Here is a 19,998-nt window from a genome sequence, read left to right on the forward strand (position 1 = left end):
CCTTCTGTCCAAATTTGGATCAGTAGGGTTTTATTTTTGGTTTTTTTGCCTACCAAACGCCTGCTGAAATCAGACGTAAAGGAGAAGATTAACAGTGAAATCGACAACAGATTTTTCGAAAATGAAAGCAAACGGTGAGAAAATCAGTATGCTGACAGCGTATGATTATCCGACAGCACAAATTGCAGAACAAGCGGGGATTGATGTACTTCTTGTAGGAGATTCATTGGGGATGGTCGTACTAGGTTATGATTCGACATCACATGTGACGCTTGACGAGATGTCCCATCACGGCAAAGCAGTTCGCCGAGGTGCAAAAGATACATTCGTCATCGTAGATATGCCGTTTGGTACGTATCATGGTTCAGCTGACACAACCTTACAGAATGCTTTACGGTTATTCCAGGAAACTTCTGCGAATGCACTTAAAGTAGAAGGCAGTGGTGCGGTCATCGATAAAATCAAGTTGTTGACGACAGCGGGTATGCCAGTATGTGCACATTTAGGATTGCTTCCGCAGTCTGCTGGAGTCACGGGTGGATATAAAGTACAAGGTAAAACAGCAGCGGCAGCTAAACAGCTGATTGATGATGCTAAAGCTTGTGAAGCAGCAGGAGCATTCATGATTGTGCTCGAGTGCATTCCTTTCCAATTAGCGAAAGAAGTCTCTATGGCCGTATCCATTCCTATCATCGGAATTGGTGCAGGCGCTGAAACAGATGGACAAGTACTTGTTTTTCATGACATGGTTCGCTACGGCAATCATAAATTACCAAAGTTTGTTGAAAGTTATGCGGAAGTTGGTAAAGACATCGAAGGTGCCATGAAGTTATATAACTCAGCAGTAAAAAACGGTTCATTCCCTTCTGAGAGTCACCGCTTCACAATGAAGGAAGAAGAACTGGATGCGTTGTACGGGGGGAAGACACTATGAATGCCAGTGCTACTATGCAAATAGTTCGTTCAATCGCTGAACTGAAAAATATTCTTAATCCAAGACAACGGGAAGGACGCACAGTAGGTTTCGTACCGACAATGGGTTTCCTTCATGAAGGGCATATGGCATTAGTGAAGGAAGCGCGGAGAGATCACGACATCGTGGTGATGAGTATTTTCGTGAATCCTGCACAGTTCGGACCCGGTGAAGATTATGATGCCTATCCACGGGATGAACAGCATGACGCGGAACTTGCATCCACTGCAGGAGTGGATTATCTATTCATTCCATCTGCAGAAGAAATGTATCCTCGTAAAAGCGGAATCAGTATTTTGCCAGGCGAACAGGCATCTCGGCTATGTGGTGCTTCTAGACCAGGGCATTTCGATGGTGTATTGAAAGTGTTATTAAAATTATTCAATATTGTTGATCCGGATGAATCCTATTTTGGTATGAAAGATGCACAGCAACTTGCGATTATTGAAACATTCGTACGTGATTTCAACTTACGTACGTCGATTACTCGTGTACCTACTGTGCGTGAAGAAGATGGTCTTGCGAAAAGTTCCCGTAATGTTCGATTACTTGAACATGAAAGAAATGAAGCGAGCGCGATTTATCGTGCACTGAGCTTGGGAAGACGCAGTTATTATGAAGGCATTCCAGTGCAAGAGGTAGCGAAGATCGTGCGCAGAACAATTGAAGAAGAAACGTCAGGAACGATTGATTATGTCGAAGTACTGGCCTATCCATCATTGGATGAAAATATCAATGACGCGGCAGAAGTGATCATGGCCGCAGCGGTGCAGTTTACTTCTGCAAGATTGATAGATAATATTATTATGTCAAGTATAAAGGATGAGTAGAATGTTTAGAATGATGATGAATGGAAAATTGCATCGCGCTACTGTTACAGAAGCTGACTTGAATTACGTAGGCAGCATTACAATTGACGGAGCTTTATTAGAAGCAGCGGGTATGTTGCCAAATGAAAAAGTGCAGATCGTCAATAATAATAACGGTGCCCGCTTTGAAACGTATATTATCGAAGGAGAGCCAGGTAGCGGTGTGATTTGTGTGAACGGGGCTGCTGCGCGTCTTGTGCAGCCAGGAGACATCGTCATCATCTTATCCTACGTGTATGTGTCGGAGGAAGAAGCACGCACGCATCGACCGACTGTGTTGATTATGGATGAGAACAATCGTGTGAAAGAAGTTATTACGGAAAAGCCTGGCGTCGCTATATTTTAAAGAGTACTAAACCCCCATTTGAGAGTTATTCGAATGGGGGTTTAGTTTGTAGAATGTGAGAGTTGGGAAGGGGAAGAAACGTTGATCTGCGTTCCGAGCTGGAGCTTTAATCCAAAACTACTACCCAATGATCCTTTTAATTTTTTCTTCTCGTTGACTCCGATGCAAGACGTGAGTCGCTGTGGTAAGTGTGATACAATTTGCTTTAGAAACCAAATAGGAAGTTGATGATGGTATGTCTACAAGCAAATATGCAGTTGTCGATTTGGAAACAACTGGTCATTCGCCTTCAAAGGGAGATCGGATTATTCAAATAGCAATTGTCTTTATTGAGAACAATCAAATAATTGATACATATATGCGCTATGTGCATCCGCAGCGCTCGATACCGCCCTTTATTCATCAATTGACATCAATCGGAGATGAAGACGTTGCAGACGCCGCTCCTTTTGAAGAAATCGCTGAAGAGGTGGCAGATTTGCTTGCTGGGTGTATTTTTGTCGCGCATAATACAGACTTTGACGTATCATTTCTACAAAAAGAATTCATTCGATGTGGCATGTCACAGTGGTATGGCAAGACGATTGATACAGTAGAACTCGCGAAGATTATGTATCCTACATTACCTAGTTATCGATTGCAGGATATAGCCGAATCGTTGGAGATCCCTTTACAGCAAGCTCACCGTGCGGATGATGATGCGGAAGCGACTGCATGGTTCTTGTTGAAGGCACTTGAGAAAATTGAAACGTTACCTAAAGAAACGTTAAGTCGTATGCACGAGCGTTCATTTGCGATGAAATCTGAAATCTCGACGTTATTCTATGAAGCACTTAAGCGTTCCCGAGGACATGAAACATCTAGTGATTACGCTTTGTTCCGAGGAATTCCGTACGTAAAATCACAGCTCCAAACTATGGCATGGCCACAGCCTATAGAATTTCCAGCAGACGACATGGCGAAAGAACAAGTGATGCAGAAAATTAATCCGTCTTATCATATTAGAGAAGGTCAAGCACAGTTGATGGATTTGACGTGGCAATCATTCGTTGAAAAGAAACAAGTTGCTGTTGAGATTCCTACGGGTGCAGGCAAGACGATCGGTTATTTAGTACCGGCATTAATTCGTGCATTTGAAACGAAACAACCCGTTGTTATTAGTACGTATACTAACCACTTGGTCGATACACTTGCCGAAGAAGTCGCAAGGCTTGAAAAGGCTTTGCACGTAACGATTCCAACGACTGTGATCAAAGGTATGTCAAATTATATTTCATTAGGAAAGTTTGAAGAACTTATGCATTTTAATGATGAAGTGTATGATGACTCGATCACGATCATGCAGTTATTGGTCTGGTTGACTGAAACCACTACAGGAGATTTAGATGAAGTGAATGTTTCAGGAGGTGGTCAGCTGTTTGTTGACCGTATCCGTAAGCGTTCGATGCGAGTGAAGAAAGATGAACGAATAGCCGATTTCTATACACATACATTGAAAAACTGCCAGCAGTCGATGGTTTTGTTGACGAATCACTCGATGTTACTAAATGACAAACAGCGCTATGATCCGTTATTCCATTCCATTAGTGGTTTAGTGGTGGATGAAGCGCATCAAATGAATCAAGCAGCTATTCGCACGCATCAGCAAGTGTTTTCCTATACAAATTGGAAATATGTAATGAGTCAGTTGAACGGCTTAAGTAATTGTCAGTTGCTGTTTGACATACAGGATGTCTTAGTACGCTTTCATTTTAATCATAAAACTTCTACTGAACGCCTACAACACGCGTTTGATGAATTCATGTTGGCATTCGATGAGTCGATGCTCGTCCTGATCAACTCGAACTCAACTAACGGGGATAAACAGGTGACAAAATCGATACAGCCTTTGTCCAAGCGATTGAGGACAAATGAAATTTTCACTAAAGTTTTGCGTAAGATGAATGAATATATTAGCGCATCTGAAAAATATGCTGCACCACTAAAAAATCTCTCGAGTGAATTAACCGTACATGAGCTTGCTGTACTGAATGAATGGTCTTATTGGGTCAATGAAATGAAAGTCAAAGCAGGAGAATGGGTTGAACTATTTTTGGAAAAGCCAAAAATGAGCTCGACAGTTTGGATGGAAAAAGACAGCCGCAGTTTGCCAGGTAGTTTACAGATCAAGAAAAGCCCAGTTAACGGTTCTGAAGTCATCCGGGATTTCATTGATACACTTGAAGGTGAGGCAGGTATCGTCTGGACATCTGGAACGCTAACTGCCGGACAGCAAGATCGCTTCGTGCTGGATCAAGCGGGACTGCCGCCTTCTGTCCCATTATATACATTTAAAGCACCTGCTAACTTTTACGAAGGCGCGCATACGTTAATTGTGGAAGATATGCCGGATATTCAGCAAGTATCGAATGATGAGTATATCGAAGCGGTGGCGGATGCGTTAATTCAAACGGCCGTTGCGATTGAAGGACGAGTATTTGCATTGTTCTTGTCGCATGACATGTTGAAGAAGACTCATCAAGCGGTAATCGACAGTGAATCATTGCAAGAAGATTATGTATTGATTGCACAAGGTGTTAGTTCCGGAAGTCGTCACAAGCTGTTAAAGACATTTAAACAGCAGGAGAAAGCGGTGTTATTCGGCACGACAAGCTTCTGGGAAGGCGTCGATGTACCGAGTGAACAATTATCCGCGGTAGTTGTGGTTCGTCTGCCGTTTACTTCACCGGATGAACCCCTCTTCAAAGCGCGTTCTGAAGCATTGGTCGCAGAGCGTAAAAATGCATTCATGCATCTAGGTTTGCCTGAAGCTATATTGCGTTTCAGACAAGGATTCGGCAGATTGATTCGCTCATCTGATCAGCAAGGGTTCTTTATTATATTAGATCGCCGTATCGATACCAAATCGTATGGTAAATCCTTTTTAGAGGCATTACCAAAGTCATTTGTGAAAAAAGTATCTCTTGAAGGTCTAGTTAACGAGATCGAAAATTGTTATAATGATGGATGTACCAAAAGAAAGTAGGTTGAAAAATGAATCGAAAAAAATCAACGGTTCATTCGATAGGAAGAGTCGCTTATGCTTAATTGGATTAAGTTTCTATTTCTATTTTTACTCACACTTGGAATCACGATTACACTGATCGTTTTCTACCAAGCAGAGAAACCGTTCGCTGCATCGAGTAAGGTAGCGGAAGAAGCTGTATTGGCAAATAATGTTCTTGAAAGGGTAAATAAGACGAATCATTTTCATGGAAAGACTTCATGGATCACGGTCTATGGAATAGATAAAAAAGGACATGAAAAAATCATTTTCGTTGAAGAACAAACGACGAAAATACTAAAAGCCGTTTCAATTAAAGATGGTATTACAGAGCAAAAAGCTATTGCTAACGTCAAAAGAGATGATGATGTGCAGAAAATACTGAACGCATCATTGGGTCTTGAAAATGACACACCGTTTTGGGAAGTTGGTTATCTGGATAGCGAGGATACCTTAAACTATGCGTATTTAAACTTCACGGATGGAAAGCGGCTTAAGCATATTACAAAATTATAGAGTAAATTGGAATTAGAACTAAAAGGGAGCGGTCAATTTGAGAAAGCAATTAGCGTCCAGAGTAAGTACTTTAACACCATCTACAACATTAGCGATTACTGCAAAAGCAAAAGAAATGAAAGCATCCGGCATAGATATTGTAGGGCTCGGAGCAGGCGAACCGGATTATAATACACCTGAAAACATTTTGGCAGCAGCGTATCAATCAATGAAAGATGGAAAGACAAAATATACTCCTGCGGGCGGTCTTCCGGAATTAAAAGACGCCATAATTGACAAATTGAAAAGAGATCAAGGCTTGGACTATACACGTAAGGAAGTGTTGGTCGGTATCGGAGCGAAGCACGTACTCTTTACACTATTCCAAGTCCTACTTAATAAAGGTGATGAAGTCATCATTCCTTCCCCTTTCTGGGTGAGTTATCCGGAACAAGTGAAGTTAGCGGAAGGCACGCCAGTATTTATTGAAGGCACAGCGGCCAATCAATTCAAAGTATCGGCGAAGCAAATCAACGAGGCGATTACGGATCAAACGAAAGCCGTGATCATTAACTCGCCAGGTAATCCGACGGGAATGATTTATTCCAAGGAAGAACTGGCCGAAATTGCCGAAGTATGCCGTGAAAAAGACGTGTGGATCATTTCGGATGAAATATATGAAAAACTGGTTTATGATGGACAACACCATGTATCCATTGCGCAACTTTCAGAAGATGCAAAAGAGCGTACATTCGTTATAAATGGAGTATCGAAATCCCATTCGATGACAGGTTGGAGAATTGGTTATATTGCAGGTGACGCAGAAGTAGTAGGTGCGATGACGAACCTCGCTAGCCATTCGACGTCTAACCCGACAACGACTTCACAATACGCTGCGATCGAAGCTTATAACGGACCGCAAGATGCTGTGGAAGTTATGCGGAAAGATTTCGAATCCCGTTTGAATCAAGCGTATCCTAAGCTTGCAGCTATCCCAGGTTTCCATGTGTTAAAGCCACAAGGAGCATTCTATTTCTTGCCTGATGTCCAAGAAGCATTGAAGAATACAGGCTTTGCAAATGTCGATGTGTTCGCACAAGCGTTATTGACAGAAGCGAAAGTAGCAGTCATTCCAGGTACTGGTTTCGGTTCTGACTCGACGATTCGACTTTCGTATGCAACGTCAATCGATCAATTGGAAGAAGGAATTGCACGTATTGATAAATTTGTTAGAGATCACTGGAAAGCGTAAAACAGAAGCAACCCATTAGTTGCTGATGAGAGGAAGTTTCAAATATGCAGCAAGATGAGCGGCTGAAAATCTGGATTGAGCAGGGGAATGTTTCTATTTCCCAGCTCTTTTTTCAACATTATAAAAAATTACTGATCTCAGATAATGATGCCATGGTATTACTCCATATGATTGCATTTCAGGAAGCGGGGAACTATTTTCCTACGCCGACCGATATTGCGAATCGTATGCAACAACAAGAGAAAGATGTTACGAATTGCTTACAGCGCATGATGCAAAAAGGATTATTTTCTATAGAACAGAGTACCGATGAAAATAAAGTATTGCATGAAAAGTTTTCATTTTATCCTTTATGGAAACGATTGATAGAAGAAGTTGAAAAACAGAAGATGCAGTCAGAAGAAGAAGTAGTCAAGCAGGATGAGGGAGAAATCTTCTCGTTATTCGAGCAAGAATTCGGTCGCTTCTTATCACCGATGGAATTTGAAACCATCGGTATGTGGATTGATAAAGATGGTCATTCTACGGAAATTATCCGTGCAGCACTACGAGAAGCCGTTTTGGCACAAAAGATGAGCTTGCGTTATATTGACCGGATTTTATTTGAGTGGAAAAAGAAAAATGTCAAAACGATGCGAGATGTTGAAAAGCAGACGAAAGCGTTCCGTCCGACAACTGTAGCAACAGCTCCGCAAGTAAAAACTGCAATTAAAGATGTACCTTTCTATAATTGGCTTGAAGAACGGGAGTAGGTGAAACGATGCTGACAAAAACACAATGGAACATATGCCTGCAAAAGTTCGAAGAGATGTTTCCAGAAGCGCATTGTGAACTCGTTCATAAAAATCCTTTTGAATTACTGATCGCAACTCTTTTATCTGCGCAATGTACAGACGTATTAGTCAATCGCGTCACAGCAGAGCTGTTTAAGAAATATCAAACACCAGAAGATTATCTTGCTGTACCTATTGAAGAACTGCAGGACGACATACGTTCAATCGGTTTGTTCCGTAATAAATCAAAGAATATACAGGCACTCAGTCTCCAACTGCTTGAAGAGTTTGGTGGAGAAGTACCTCCAAACCGTGATGAGATGATGACGTTGCCGGGTGTTGGTAGGAAGACAGCCAATGTCGTTGTATCAAACGCATTTGGTGTTCCAGCTTTAGCTGTCGATACACATGTGGAGCGCGTAGCGAAAAGGCTTGGTATGAATCGCTGGAAAGATCGTCCGCTTGATGTAGAAGAAAAAATCATGCGTTGGACACCAATGGAAAAATGGACACAGACTCATCATCAAATGATTTTCTTCGGTCGTTATCACTGCAAAGCACAAAATCCCAACTGCCCAGAATGTCCACTGTTGGATTTATGCCGTGAAGGCCAGAAAAGGATGAAAGCGAAATGACACCAGAACAGTTAAAAGAACATGTCCAACAAGTACTTGCTCGGTGGGAACTACAAAAGCCGGAGTTAGAAGAAGCGTATGCTATCAATGACGAACGCAAATTGCTATTAATACAGCCAGCAATCGAGCAGTTAGAATGGTTGATCGGCCAAAGTGAACTAGCAGAGAATTCTCATACAGGCAAGATGCACCATGCACTTGAGCCGAATAATTACGAGGAACGAATCGAATTTATCAAACTGCAAAAAAATAGTCATTATGCGATGATTCAACTGACGATGCTGTATGATGAGATGAAGAAGAAGGCGGCACGTATACGTGTTCAACAATAAATAAAAAGAGCGGATCGACATTATATGTCGATTCGCTCTTTTTTAGTTGATCGGTTAATCAGAAGGATTGATGTTGGAATCATTTTGGTTTTGACCTTGGTCTCCTTGATTCCCTTGATTTCCTTGACCTTGACCTTGATTTTGATCTTGGTTGTTTTCGTTATTGTCGTTCTCATTATTGTTCGAGTTGTTGCCGTCTGGATTATTGGGGGTATTTTGATCCGATTGGTTTTGATCTTCGTTATCGGATTCATTGTCTGAATTCGAATCATTATCTGATGGATCATCGTCCGGATTATTTTGATCATCCCCGTTATCGTCAGGCACAATGATTGGCTCGTCTTCAATTTCTGGTTCATTTGCATCTTTTATCGATAGGCTAGCCGTTGCTGATCCGCTCGTATAGCCGCCCATATTGGCACTCACGTAGAATGTATAGCTCTTGCCGTATTCTACACCTGAATAGGTCGTCTGCTGATCAGAAGTAGTGGTAATACTTTGTGCTGCTCCGCCATCAACAGAGACGCTTACGTTGAACGTAGGACTTCCTAGGCTATCATACGTATTCGATACATCGTAATTCCAATTCAATTGAACGGTGTTGGAATTTGCATCGAATTGTGCGGTTAACCCTTCCGGACTTGGGATGGATATTTTTTCAGGGACTGCAGCTTTGTTGGGCAGTGTTCCTCTGACAAATAATTCAGTACTGATCTGATTCCGATAAGTAAATGAACTCGCTAGCATAATAGGGTCACTGCCTTTGACGATATCCGCCTCTTCTACAGAGTCTGGTTGAACGAATGTACCTGGATCTTTTGCAATTTTGCTCATTACATCACGGAAAAGATATTGTGGAACGTAACGTCCGTGCTCATATGTCGTGATGGGTAAATACTTCCCATACCCGCCCCATGTTGAAATGGTATATTCACTTGTATAACCTGTAAACCACGTATCAGGCACGTAATGACTTTTCATATTGTCTTTTTGCATTTTTTTAGCATCAAAATTTGTTGTGCCAGTTTTTCCTGCTATATCCATATTACTGATATTTGCTCGAGTACCTGTTGCTTCATACTCGGTAAGTACATCACGCAATACATCGGTAATCATATAAGCTGTAGAATCTTTCATTGCAGTTACAGGATCCGGACGTAAATTCTTTTCTGTTTTTCCGTCACGCAGTACTAGTTTAGTTACGGCATGGGGTTTTGTGTAAATACCGCCATTACCGAAAGCTGCATATGCGCCAGCCATTTGGACTGTAGAGAATTCAGCTCCGCCACCGAGGGCATTAGATGAATCTATATTTTCATAGGTAAACCCAAGTTTATTCGCGAAGGCTTCTGCTTTCTTAGTTCCTACTTTTTCAAAAGCCTTGACTGCGGGTACGTTTCTAGACCAATACAGTGCTTGTCGCATAGTTAATGAACCAAGGAATTTACCATCTGCGTTACGTATGGGCGTACCCGATCCTGTATAACTGTATGGTTCATCAACCACTTTTTGTCCTGTAGACCAGTCTAGTTCTTCAATTGCCGGACCGTAAGACAAAATTGGCTTTATACTAGAGCCCGGTGCACGTTTTACTTCGGCGTAATTCAAATTTCGACCTGAATAGTTTCGTCCGCCTCCGATTGCAACGATAGCGCTAGTTTTCGTATCCAGTACCGTCATACCCGCTTCCATTTCATCCGATTCATAATAACTCGGATCATTGATGGCTGCTTCTACGGTTTCTTGTACTTTTGTATCAAGCGCTGTTTGCACTGTCACACCTTCAGCTAGAAGGTCGGAATAACCTGCCTCCTCAATTTCATCAAGTACCGCATCCACGTAAGCTGGGTATTTACCGAATACTTCACGGTCTTCTGCTGCCAATAAAGTAGAAGTTACCGGTACTTTCTTTGCTTCATTCATTTCAGCGGTCGTAATCTTCCCGTGACGTTCCATAAGAGTCAACACGATGTTACGGCGTTTTTCTGCACGTTCGGGATGTTTAAACGGATTATAACCGTTTGGAGACTGCGGCATACCTGCAAGCATAGCCATTTCAGGTAATTCCAGTTCGCCTACTTTTTTCCCGTAGAAGAAGTTTGCACCTGTACCGATGCCATAACGTGTACCGGACATAAGGACTTTATTAAAGTACATTTCGAATATTTCTTCTTTTGTATATTCTTTTTCGAGTTTGTGCGCAAGCCATGCTTCTTGTGCTTTGCGCTTTAATGTTTTTTCGTTTTTTAAGAAAGAGTTTTTGATGACTTGTTGCGTCAAAGTGGAAGCCCCTTGTGCTCCAAATCCACTGCGGAAGTTGGCAACTACGGCTCCGCCTAGACGATAGAAGTCTATACCACCGTGTTTGAAGAAACGAACATCTTCCGTTGCTAGAATTGCGTCTTTCAACTGATCAGGGATTTCCTCGTACGGTACAAACTCCCGTTTTTCAGCTCCGAACTTCATGAAAATATCGCCATCTTTTGTGAGGAAGTTTGACGTCAAAGGATCTTTTAATAATTCCTCATCTAGATCAGGCGCTGTACTTGCATAGTAAGCAAATAAGGAAATGCCGCCAACTACTACTAATAGGAAAAGGGCTGCAATCCCCAGGAGAATTTTCTTCCACAACTCTTTTGGGAACTTTCTCTGGGGCTGTTTTTGTCGTTCCGTTTTAACTGTTACTTGTTTCTTTCGTCTTTCCGTTCTCGAGTTTATATTATCACTCATAATAGTTCCTGCCTTTCGCTCTCGTTAATCTGTCTTGCGCTTAATCCAATCCGCCACGGCTTGTATATAATCCAACCGGGGTTGATAGCCTGTATTGATCTCGATGGATCGTTCTTCTATTTCTACTAACGTAATAGACTTTCTTCCACCCTCTTCCATGCGTTGCCATAGAGGATAGAATTCTTGAAACGGTAGTAAGAAATACCGATCCAATAAAGTAAAGTTGACGATAAAAAAAGCCAGTCCCGATTGGTCAATTACTTGCTTCATATGTTGCACTTGATGCAAATGAATGTTTTGCAATGGTAATGAAGTTTTATTTTTTGTTTCTTTTGCTTCAAAGTCCACATAATAACCGTTCCAAATACCATTATAGTCAGTCGTTGAAGGAGTACGGAAATAGGCTTCTGTAATGACCGCAGCACTTCTTGCCGGATACCGCACGTTCACAATTTGTATAGGGACAGGTTTTTTATGGATGACAGCCAAACCATGCGCTAAATAGTATTCATTTGTATCATTTAGTTCGTCTTCCAATGACTTACCCCGATTACTAAAAGAGTAGTCAAACATTTTCTTTTTTGAAGAAGATACGGAAGGAGTGAACTTTTTTCCGTTTGGATAACGTATCGCCAATGTGACCACCTCGTACTCTACATCATACCATACCCACTACTGGACGAGTTACCGAAAGGAAGGTTTCCGGAGAACTAAAAGTAGTCGATTTCGTGACGGCTTGGAATGTTTGTTCGCAATAAGTGGAGGTGTGCTACTATTTCTGATAAAATGAATAGAAGTCCGTTTTTTATGATAGACACTAAAGGAGTTTTCTATAGATGAACAAGATAGCAGATACAAAGTTATTACTTACGATTTGTGATGAATGTGAGCAACGTTTTTACAGAATGAGAGAAACCGATCATGAACCCGATTTCTTTGGAGAAGTAAAACCATATGCGGATCGTAGCCACAAGGCGATTGCCGATTGGGCGGATGAAATGAAAGTATGGATTAAGAAAGATAAACCTCTTTATGTACATGAGGTCCAAATCGATTCGTTGAAAGATTCGATGACACAATTCGTCGTGCAATCTTTTTATAAAGCGACCGGTAAAAAGCGTTTTATCTTATCTATACGTGCAGCGCGCTACACATTAATGACGGTTTTGGACGCGATGAACGCAGATAAAGGAGTGGACCATGTGAATGAATAAACAGAGTATACCGGATACGATTCAAGAGCTATTCGCGGATTCACGCTTTGGTCCTAATATCGCCTATATAGAAACACTAAAAGAGCAAGAGGCGGTCATTGCCGAGTTTCCTCCGAAGTTGCATCCTTCCATTCGGAAAGCTTTGGCGATGAAAGGTATTACACAGTTATATAGTCACCAAAGACAAGCGTTTGACTCAGTTAGCGAAGGGCACTCCATTACTGCCATTACACCGACCGCATCTGGCAAATCACTTTGTTATCACTTGCCTGTATTGCAGTCAATTTTGGATGATCCATCTTCACGCGCACTTTACTTGTTTCCAACGAAAGCATTGGCGCAAGATCAACTAGCTGATTTACATGACTTGATTGAAGCGAGTGGAGAAACGATTTTAAGTCATACGTATGACGGTGATACCGCTCCAGGCTTACGAACGAAAGTCAGAAAATCAGGACATATTATTTTGACGAACCCCGATATGTTGCATTCAGCCATATTACCCCATCATACGAAATGGATTTCATTGTTCGAGAACTTGAAATATATTGTCGTAGATGAACTTCATACGTATAAAGGTGTATTCGGTAGTCATGTGGCGCATGTTCTAAGAAGGTTACAGCGCATTTGTAACTTTTACGGCAGCGATCCGATTTTCATTTGTACGTCTGCGACGATTTCGAACGCAAAGGAACTAGCAGACAATTTAACGAACAAAGACATGGTATTGATCGATCAAAACGGAGCACCCCGCGGCAAGAAGCATTTTGTTTTCTATAATCCACCCATCGTCCATGATGTTTTTGGTATCCGTAGAAGCGCAGTGCTTGAAGTACGTGATTTAGGTGCGTTTTTATACCAGCGCCATATTCAGACGATCATTTTTGCACGAAGTCGGGTGCGTGTAGAAATGCTTGTTACGTATATGAAAGAATTGACGAAGAAAAAGTTGTTTGATAAAACGGTAATGGGATATCGTGGCGGCTATCTTCCGTCAGAACGGAGAACGATAGAAAGTGGCTTAAAGAACGGTGATATTCGTACAGTAGTAAGTACGAATGCGCTAGAGCTCGGTATTGATATTGGACAATTGCAAGCATGTATTATGACAGGTTACCCGGGAAATATTGCGAGTGCCTTGCAGCAAGCCGGTCGTGCCGGTAGACGTCAGGAAGATGCGTTAATTATTTATGTAGCGCAATCAATGCCGCTAGATCAGTATATTATTCAACACCCGCAATACTTGCTCGGACGGCAGCCCGAGGAAATTCATATTCATCCGGAGAATATGTTGATTTTGATGGATCATTTAAAATGTGCTTCATTTGAATTACCTTTTAGTTCTACTGAAACATACGGTGAATTTGAAGTACAGGAATTATTAGCATTTCTACAGAGCGAAGGGGTTTTATTACAAACGTCTGATAAATGGCATTGGATGACAGATCGCTTTCCAGCAGGCGAAATCAGTTTACGTTCAGCATCGCAGGAAAATGTCATCATCATTGATCAAACATTTCCAAAAGAGACGCGCGTAATTGGAGAGATGGATCGTTTCAGCGCGATGACATTATTGCATGAAGAAGCCATTTATTTACATCAAGGGACGCAGTATCAAGTGGAGATGCTCGACTGGGAAGAAAAGAAAGCTTATGTCACGGTTGTTGATGTGGATTATTTCACCGATGCAAATCTTGCAGTGGAATTGAAAGTTATAAGTGAAGACAAACGCATGGAGGACGGAGAACGAACACTTGCATATGGAGATTTAGCAGTGCTAGCGATCCCGACAATCTTCAAGAAAATAAAATTCGATACACATGATAATATTGGCTCGGGTCCGATTTCGCTACCTGCAGAAGAAATGCATACGTCAGGTACTTGGCTTACATTCGATGTACCAGAGGACTGGGAGAAATCGGACTTGACGGATGCCATGACTGCTGCAGCATACGTTATTCAGTCGTTAGTACCGTTATTTATCAAATGTGATCGCAATGATATTCACGTAGTTCCGCAAGTGAAAGCGATTCATATGGAAAGACCCACGTTCTTTATTTATGATAGTTATCCAGGCGGAATTGGATTAAGCGAGAACATTTACAGTCGTTGGAGAGAATTGTTGATGCTATCTGCAGATCACGTGGCAGAGTGTCCATGTGAGTACGGTTGTCCGGTATGTATCGGGGCGCAGGAAGCAGGGCAGAAGAACAACAAACATCGAGCGCATAGTTTGCTGGCAGAGTTGGCGAAATGATTGGGGAGAGTTGGAGCTTACGGCTTCGGCTCTTTTTTATAAAACATCCATTCGAATGAATAGAAATTTCTATTAATTTTAGTAATAATTACAACGCCCCTTACTATATCTAACTATATTCTGCTATTATGAGTATGTAGAGCTATTAAACTACTAAAAAATAGGGGGTACAGACCAATGAAGGAAAGAACATTCCGGAAGTTTGGCGCGACGTTTGTTGTCGCTAGTGCAGTAGTAGTAGCAGGGGCATCAGTTGGTGCAGCGGAGCAGTGGTATAGTGATGTGTCGAAGGAAAATACACATTACGCTGGAATTAAATCTTTGACAGATCAAAACATTATCCAGGGGTATTCTGAAAATCTATTTAAGCCAGGTAATTCAATTGAGCGTCGTCATGCCGCGTTGATTTTAGCCAAGCTAGGGGACTTTGAAGAACCAACTAATGTAGGGGAAGTATTAAAAAAGTATAAAGACGTATCCGGTACTAGTTATTATGCAAAAGAAATGGCGACACTGACGAATGCAAATGTGTTCAATGGTGATGCAAAAGGTAACTTCAACCCGACAGCAGCGCTTACTCGTCAGCAAATGGCTAACGTACTTGTGAAAGCGCTTAATTTGGAGAAGTATGATACGGGTGAGAAAGTTCAAATCAACTTATCGAATGTAGGAGACTCACATAAAAAAGGTGTACAAATCATGGCGAACCTTGGTTTGACAGATCAGCTAAATAACTTTAGACCGAATGAGCCTGTCACGCGCGGCGCATTTGCGTCATTCATTCACCGGGCGCAGCAATTACAACCAGAGTCAGGCGACTTTACATTGTCATTGATGCATATGAATGATACGCATGCGCGTGTTGCGGAAATGCCGAAAGCGATTACCGCTATTAAAGAAGTTCGAAACGAAAAGCCGGATGCATTGCTTCTTCACGGCGGAGATGTATTCTCAGGAACATTGTATTTCTCAGAGTTTGAAGGACAAGCCGATCTAGAACTGATGAATTTAATGGGTCTAGATGCAATGGTATTTGGTAATCATGAATTTGATTTAGGTAATAGTGTAAACGGTCACGAATCATTGGCGAATTTTGTGAAAGGCGCTAATTTCCCTGTAATTAGTAGTAATATAGATTTCTCTAAAGATGCTCACTTGAAAAGCCTTGTAAGTGAAACGGACTTTACAAGCACACCGGCATTGGGAGAAATTCATAAAGGCTTGATTAAGGAAGTGAACGGAGAAAAGGTTGGGATCTTCGGATTGACGACTGAAAGCACAGCGTTCGTTGCTAGTCCAGGTGCTGTGGAGTTCTTGGATTATAAAGAGTCTGCTGAAAAAGCTGTAGCCTATTTTGAGAGCCAAGGTGTCAATAAAATTATTTCCGTAAATCATCTAGGCTTTGACAGTGATCCGTCTGTAGGGAATGATTTACTTCTAGCTCAAGCGGTTGATGGAATCGATATTATCGTAGGTGGGCATTCACATACGAAACTATCTGAACCTGTTATTGTCGATAAAAAAGCAAATGGAGATCAGAAGGATCCTACCGTCATTGTTCAAGCAGACCAGTACTTGACTCATCTAGGAACATTGGATGTAGAATTTGATAAAAACGGTGTAATTACAGGACAAGCAGGTAAATTAATCAGCTTGAAAGATAAAGAGAATGACGCTGAAGCAGCGAAAGCACTTCTGAAGTATTCAGGTAAAATTGATGAAACGTTTGGTAAGGAAATCGGCGCAACGTTAGAAGTAGATTTGCCAAATCCGAGAAGTCGCGGAGAAGAAGGTCCGACTGATAGTGTCCGTGCCAATGAAACAGCGCTTGGTAACTTAGTAACAGACGGAATGCTCGAAAAAGCGAAAGAATATGATCCGAAAACGGTAATTGCTCTACAAAATGGTGGAGGTATTCGCAATCACTTGAATAAAGGGCCTGTTACAGTGGGCGCTGTAATTGAAGTACTACCATTTGGTAATACATTATCTCTTGTCACGCTGACAGGTGCAGAAATTAAAAACACACTTGAACATAGTGTTCGAAACTCTCCTAATGAAGAGGGCGGTTTCTTGCATATGTCTGGAATGAAAATGACATTTGACAGCAGTAAAGAAGTAGGCAAACGTGTTCAATCTATGAAAGTAAAAATGAACGGTGAGTTTGTGGATATCGAAATGGATAAAGAATACGTGATTACGACAAATGCCTTTACAGCAAGAGGCGGAGATGGGTTTGAACTGCTTGGAGAAGCATATGAAAACGGACGAGTAACTGATCTTGGTTTGGACGATTGGGTCAACTTACGCGATCATATGGTTAAGCTTGGAACAGTTAAGCCTGAGATTGAAGGACGCATTATCGATTTGAATAAGTAATATGTTCACTGAAAAGCGTTAGTGCTTAATCTAACGGATTCGGAACATGTGAAGGAAACGTTAAAAAGCATAATAAATGAGGACGCAATTCACAATTGAATTTGCGTCCTTCTTTTTATCGTTGAATTAACATTTTTATGCTACATAATGATGAATTGGGTACGCAACAGTGCTGCCTGTCAGCTTGTTAATTGACAGTTGGAATAATTTTCCTGTAAGTAATTCTGAAACAAATGAAACGTTGAAGGCAATAAAGTGTTTTATGATAAAGTAGATTATGAGAGGATGGTTTGTTCAACGAATGGCCAAAACGTTGAATATAAATTCTTTGTTATATTAAAAAACACAGGACGGTAGTTTTGATATGGATGAAGGAGGTAGATTACCTTGGCGCAAAAGGAAGGTAGTGTAGTTATACAAACTTTGAGTTCTTTAAAAAAACGTTTAAATGAAAACAATAATATTCTTCAAATCCAAGAAAAAGAAGGTTATTTATATAAAGCTAAATGCACATTCAACTCTCCAGTAAGTGATGAGGAAATAAATATCTTTGAAAAACAAACCGGATTTATAATTCCTCCAGACTATAAAGCTTTTCTTAAAATAACGAATGGTTGTCGTTTATTTGATGATATTAATTACGGTGGTGAAATTGAACTTTATAGTTTAAAACAAATTATAGAATTAAATAAACACTACGATCAATTTGAAGGATGTTATGATATTGCGAATATTTATCAGGATAACATTGTAATAAAGTCTGAATCTTATTCACAAAATAAAAGAAATTATCTATTCTGGAAAAGCCATATAGAATCATTTGAAGAAGTTAAACCATTGGAAATGAACTTTGAATTATGGCTGGATAGATTTGTTGTAAGTCAAGGTTCAAAGTTTTGGTGGTGGTCTATATACACCGCAGAAAATTATTATAAACTATCGTAAATTATACAATCGGGCCATTTAGTTTAAGATTGAGTTCCAAATAAAAAGATATAAAAACATAAACAAGGTGGTTTACTGATGGTTGTTTTATCCTTAATTGCAGGAGTTATTTGTATAGTTATTTCGTTGTTTATGTTCATACCCAGTATAAAGAAAGCTAATTCTATTAAGGAAAAGTGGGGTGAGTTTTTTGATTTTTTTTTAGACCCTTTTACAGGATTAACAGCTTTGTTTTATTTAGGACTTCTACTAATGCTATATGGCTTATTAAGGATATCAAATTTACTTTGAGTATTTTACTATCGGGCGCGATTGCTGTATAAGGATTATGCTTCAATCGGGCCGTTTTATTGTGAAATATACTAATTTAAATTATGGATTATAGAAATAAAGTGCATGTGGAGTGAGGTGAATGAAATGAGATTACCTATGTATATTACATGTATAGAAAATCACAATATTGACTTGAAGAAGATGGATGGATACTTATTTAAAAAGTTAGGATACGAAGTTGCCAGGAAATTTCATGGTGAAGTAATTGGTTATATTTTACCTAAGTATCCGTTAAATTATTTTCGCCTAGATATAAAGATAGGTGAAAATATAATGTCCATTTTACTTCATGAATATTTTCCTTATGTAGCTACCGCTTCATATGAAAATGAACTTCAAATCCATTATTTTGATTCTGAAGATATAATAAACGAATTACGACCATACTATACAGTTTTGGAGATGGAATTTCTTAACGAATCCTTTATTCCTAATTTTCATGACTTATCAGAGACTGAATTAAAAAACGAGAAATATTGGAGACCGAATACAAACGGACAAGTTATTTTTAATTGTTGGGATTAGCATATTCTTTTATCTGGAGTAATTGTGAAATAAAGTTCAGAAGCGCTCGCTTAGCTGCTCTTCGTTACAGCTAGCGACTCCAGGAGGACAGCAAGAGCTGTAACGAAGAACGGCTTTTACGGGTAGTTTACCGCCTGCCCATAAGTGATCGCTCTATATCGCAATTGGACGATATTGTTGGGAATCACAACGTAAATGTTAAATTAAGTTAATGGAGTGTGAAAAGAAATGGTGTATGTAGGTCATAAACCACTGATAGAAGGAGAGAAAGTTGTTCTCAGACCTTTTAAGGATGAAGACTTTCCTTTTATAGAAGAATGCTTAAAGGATCCCGAAGTATTAAAATTGACAGGAAGCAGTTCGGATTTTAATAGAGAATCAACTCTCCGCTGGTACAATACAAGAAATGAACAAACCGATCGCTTAGATCTTGCTATAGTTGACCAATCCCAGGGCTTTCTAGTCGGAGAGGTAGTGGTCAACTTATACGATGAAAAAAATCACAGCATGAATTTTAGGATTCTTATTGGACCGAGGGGGAGGAATCGTGGATTAGGAACTGAAACAACCCAACTTATAGTCGATTATATATTTAATAACACCACACTGAACGAACTTACTTTAAGTGTTTTTGATTTTAATCCAAGGGCCAAGCATGTCTATGAGAAGGTTGGCTTTGAAATAGTAAGTATTGATAAAAATGATTTAGAATTTGAAGGAGAATGGATAGATTCTATCAATATGAAACTGGAAAAAGAAAGTTGGCTTAAAAGAAAAAACACTTAAAATAATCTTGAGCAGGGTAAATTCCCTACATAATGATCATCGGCAAACTAGGATGCATATCCGTATCGTACCCACGTTTTTTCTATCTGTTTGCGATGAAACCGGTTATGT

Annotated in this window: 17 protein-coding genes; 15 read left to right on the forward strand and 2 right to left on the reverse strand. The window is 40.4% G+C overall.

The features are described 5' to 3' along the window. The first annotated feature begins 94 nt into the window (after nucleotides 1-94). The 9 genes from panB (at nucleotide 95) to Q7P97_RS04655 (ending at nucleotide 8,718) form a co-directional block, all read left to right on the forward strand. Nucleotides 95-934: a 3-methyl-2-oxobutanoate hydroxymethyltransferase gene (gene panB / locus Q7P97_RS04615; protein WP_303967204.1), complete on the forward strand. Its 840-nt coding sequence runs from the start codon at nucleotides 95-97 to the stop codon at nucleotides 932-934. Further along, nucleotides 931-1,803, forward strand: coding sequence for a pantoate--beta-alanine ligase (panC, locus tag Q7P97_RS04620; protein ID WP_369684315.1), 873 nt, complete (start codon nucleotides 931-933; stop codon nucleotides 1,801-1,803). Before panB ends, panC begins: the two co-directional genes overlap by 4 nt. Before the next feature lies 1 nt (nucleotide 1,804). Then, complete coding sequence (gene panD, locus Q7P97_RS04625) at nucleotides 1,805-2,188, forward strand: aspartate 1-decarboxylase (protein WP_085428825.1); 384 nt, start codon at nucleotides 1,805-1,807, stop codon at nucleotides 2,186-2,188. A gap of 235 nt (nucleotides 2,189-2,423) precedes the next feature. Further along, a complete protein-coding gene (gene dinG, locus Q7P97_RS04630) occupies nucleotides 2,424-5,213 on the forward strand; it encodes an ATP-dependent DNA helicase DinG (protein WP_303967207.1) in 2,790 nt (929 codons plus the stop codon). A gap of 54 nt (nucleotides 5,214-5,267) precedes the next feature. Then, nucleotides 5,268-5,747 (forward strand): cell wall elongation regulator TseB-like domain-containing protein, encoded by a 480-nt coding sequence (locus Q7P97_RS04635; protein WP_303967210.1) that lies wholly within the window; start codon nucleotides 5,268-5,270, stop codon nucleotides 5,745-5,747. 37 nt (nucleotides 5,748-5,784) lie between these two features. After that, a complete protein-coding gene (locus Q7P97_RS04640) occupies nucleotides 5,785-6,978 on the forward strand; it encodes a pyridoxal phosphate-dependent aminotransferase (RefSeq protein WP_303967213.1) in 1,194 nt (397 codons plus the stop codon). 44 nt (nucleotides 6,979-7,022) lie between these two features. Continuing rightward, on the forward strand, nucleotides 7,023-7,730 hold the full coding sequence (locus Q7P97_RS04645) for a DnaD domain-containing protein (RefSeq protein ID WP_303967216.1): 708 nt from the start codon (nucleotides 7,023-7,025) through the stop codon (nucleotides 7,728-7,730). Between the two features lie 8 nt (nucleotides 7,731-7,738). Then, nucleotides 7,739-8,386, forward strand: coding sequence for an endonuclease III (nth, locus tag Q7P97_RS04650; protein ID WP_303967219.1), 648 nt, complete (start codon nucleotides 7,739-7,741; stop codon nucleotides 8,384-8,386). Continuing rightward, entirely contained in the window at nucleotides 8,383-8,718 is a 336-nt protein-coding gene (locus Q7P97_RS04655; RefSeq protein ID WP_303967222.1) for a YpoC family protein, read from the forward strand. Before nth ends, Q7P97_RS04655 begins: the two co-directional genes overlap by 4 nt. 54 nt (nucleotides 8,719-8,772) lie before the next feature. Here the strand turns inward: Q7P97_RS04655 and Q7P97_RS04660 are convergent, their stop codons facing one another. Both Q7P97_RS04660 and recU read right to left on the reverse strand, forming a co-directional pair. Then, nucleotides 8,773-11,448 (reverse strand): transglycosylase domain-containing protein, encoded by a 2,676-nt coding sequence (locus Q7P97_RS04660; RefSeq protein WP_303967224.1) that lies wholly within the window; start codon nucleotides 11,446-11,448, stop codon nucleotides 8,773-8,775. A gap of 24 nt (nucleotides 11,449-11,472) precedes the next feature. Further along, nucleotides 11,473-12,084, reverse strand: a complete 612-nt coding sequence (gene recU, locus Q7P97_RS04665; protein ID WP_303967228.1) for a Holliday junction resolvase RecU — start codon at nucleotides 12,082-12,084, stop codon at nucleotides 11,473-11,475. Between the two features lie 200 nt (nucleotides 12,085-12,284). Between recU and Q7P97_RS04670 the strand changes: the two genes are divergently transcribed. The 6 genes from Q7P97_RS04670 to Q7P97_RS04695 all read left to right on the forward strand — a co-directional run bounded on the left by Q7P97_RS04670 (nucleotide 12,285) and on the right by Q7P97_RS04695 (nucleotide 19,887). Continuing rightward, nucleotides 12,285-12,662, forward strand: a complete 378-nt coding sequence (locus Q7P97_RS04670) for a YppE family protein (RefSeq protein WP_303967231.1) — start codon at nucleotides 12,285-12,287, stop codon at nucleotides 12,660-12,662. Then, a complete protein-coding gene (locus Q7P97_RS04675) occupies nucleotides 12,655-14,919 on the forward strand; it encodes a DEAD/DEAH box helicase (protein ID WP_303967234.1) in 2,265 nt (754 codons plus the stop codon). The genes Q7P97_RS04670 and Q7P97_RS04675 overlap by 8 nt, the downstream gene beginning before the upstream one ends. A 177-nt stretch (nucleotides 14,920-15,096) precedes the next feature. Continuing rightward, the gene (locus Q7P97_RS04680) at nucleotides 15,097-17,298 is read left to right on the forward strand and encodes a 5'-nucleotidase C-terminal domain-containing protein (RefSeq protein WP_303967237.1); all 2,202 of its coding nucleotides are present in this window, start codon (nucleotides 15,097-15,099) and stop codon (nucleotides 17,296-17,298) included. 387 nt (nucleotides 17,299-17,685) lie between these two features. Then, nucleotides 17,686-18,243 carry an SMI1/KNR4 family protein gene (locus Q7P97_RS04685; RefSeq protein WP_303967240.1) on the forward strand — a complete coding sequence of 186 codons (558 nt, stop codon included), beginning with the start codon at nucleotides 17,686-17,688 and terminating at the stop codon, nucleotides 18,241-18,243. 417 nt (nucleotides 18,244-18,660) lie between these two features. Continuing rightward, a complete protein-coding gene (locus Q7P97_RS04690; RefSeq protein ID WP_303967243.1) occupies nucleotides 18,661-19,101 on the forward strand; it encodes a hypothetical protein in 441 nt (146 codons plus the stop codon). A 228-nt stretch (nucleotides 19,102-19,329) separates the two neighbouring features. Further along, a complete protein-coding gene (locus tag Q7P97_RS04695; protein ID WP_303967246.1) occupies nucleotides 19,330-19,887 on the forward strand; it encodes a GNAT family N-acetyltransferase in 558 nt (185 codons plus the stop codon). Nucleotides 19,888-19,998: the final 111 nt, after the last annotated feature.

Source organism: Sporosarcina ureae (genome assembly GCF_029267015.1).
GTDB classification, from domain to species: domain Bacteria; phylum Bacillota; class Bacilli; order Bacillales_A; family Planococcaceae; genus Sporosarcina; species Sporosarcina ureae_D.

Excerpts from the sequence above, each read along its gene's own strand:
- panC (WP_369684315.1), top strand. The coding sequence starts at position 931 with ATGAATGCCAGTGCTACTATGCAAATAGTTCGTTCAATCGCTGAACTG.
- dinG (WP_303967207.1), top strand. The coding sequence starts at position 2,424 with ATGTCTACAAGCAAATATGCAGTTGTCGATTTGGAAACAACTGGTCAT.
- Q7P97_RS04690 (WP_303967243.1), top strand. The coding sequence starts at position 18,661 with ATGAGATTACCTATGTATATTACATGTATAGAAAATCACAATATTGAC.
- nth (WP_303967219.1), top strand. The coding sequence starts at position 7,739 with ATGCTGACAAAAACACAATGGAACATATGCCTGCAAAAGTTCGAAGAG.
- Q7P97_RS04695 (WP_303967246.1), top strand. The coding sequence starts at position 19,330 with ATGGTGTATGTAGGTCATAAACCACTGATAGAAGGAGAGAAAGTTGTT.
- Q7P97_RS04645 (WP_303967216.1), top strand. The coding sequence starts at position 7,023 with ATGCAGCAAGATGAGCGGCTGAAAATCTGGATTGAGCAGGGGAATGTT.
- Q7P97_RS04680 (WP_303967237.1), top strand. The coding sequence starts at position 15,097 with ATGAAGGAAAGAACATTCCGGAAGTTTGGCGCGACGTTTGTTGTCGCT.
- Q7P97_RS04655 (WP_303967222.1), top strand. The coding sequence starts at position 8,383 with ATGACACCAGAACAGTTAAAAGAACATGTCCAACAAGTACTTGCTCGG.
- Q7P97_RS04675 (WP_303967234.1), top strand. The coding sequence starts at position 12,655 with ATGAATAAACAGAGTATACCGGATACGATTCAAGAGCTATTCGCGGAT.
- Q7P97_RS04670 (WP_303967231.1), top strand. The coding sequence starts at position 12,285 with ATGAACAAGATAGCAGATACAAAGTTATTACTTACGATTTGTGATGAA.
- Q7P97_RS04660 (WP_303967224.1), bottom strand. The coding sequence starts at position 11,448 with ATGAGTGATAATATAAACTCGAGAACGGAAAGACGAAAGAAACAAGTA.
- panD (WP_085428825.1), top strand. The coding sequence starts at position 1,805 with ATGTTTAGAATGATGATGAATGGAAAATTGCATCGCGCTACTGTTACA.
- Q7P97_RS04635 (WP_303967210.1), top strand. The coding sequence starts at position 5,268 with ATGCTTAATTGGATTAAGTTTCTATTTCTATTTTTACTCACACTTGGA.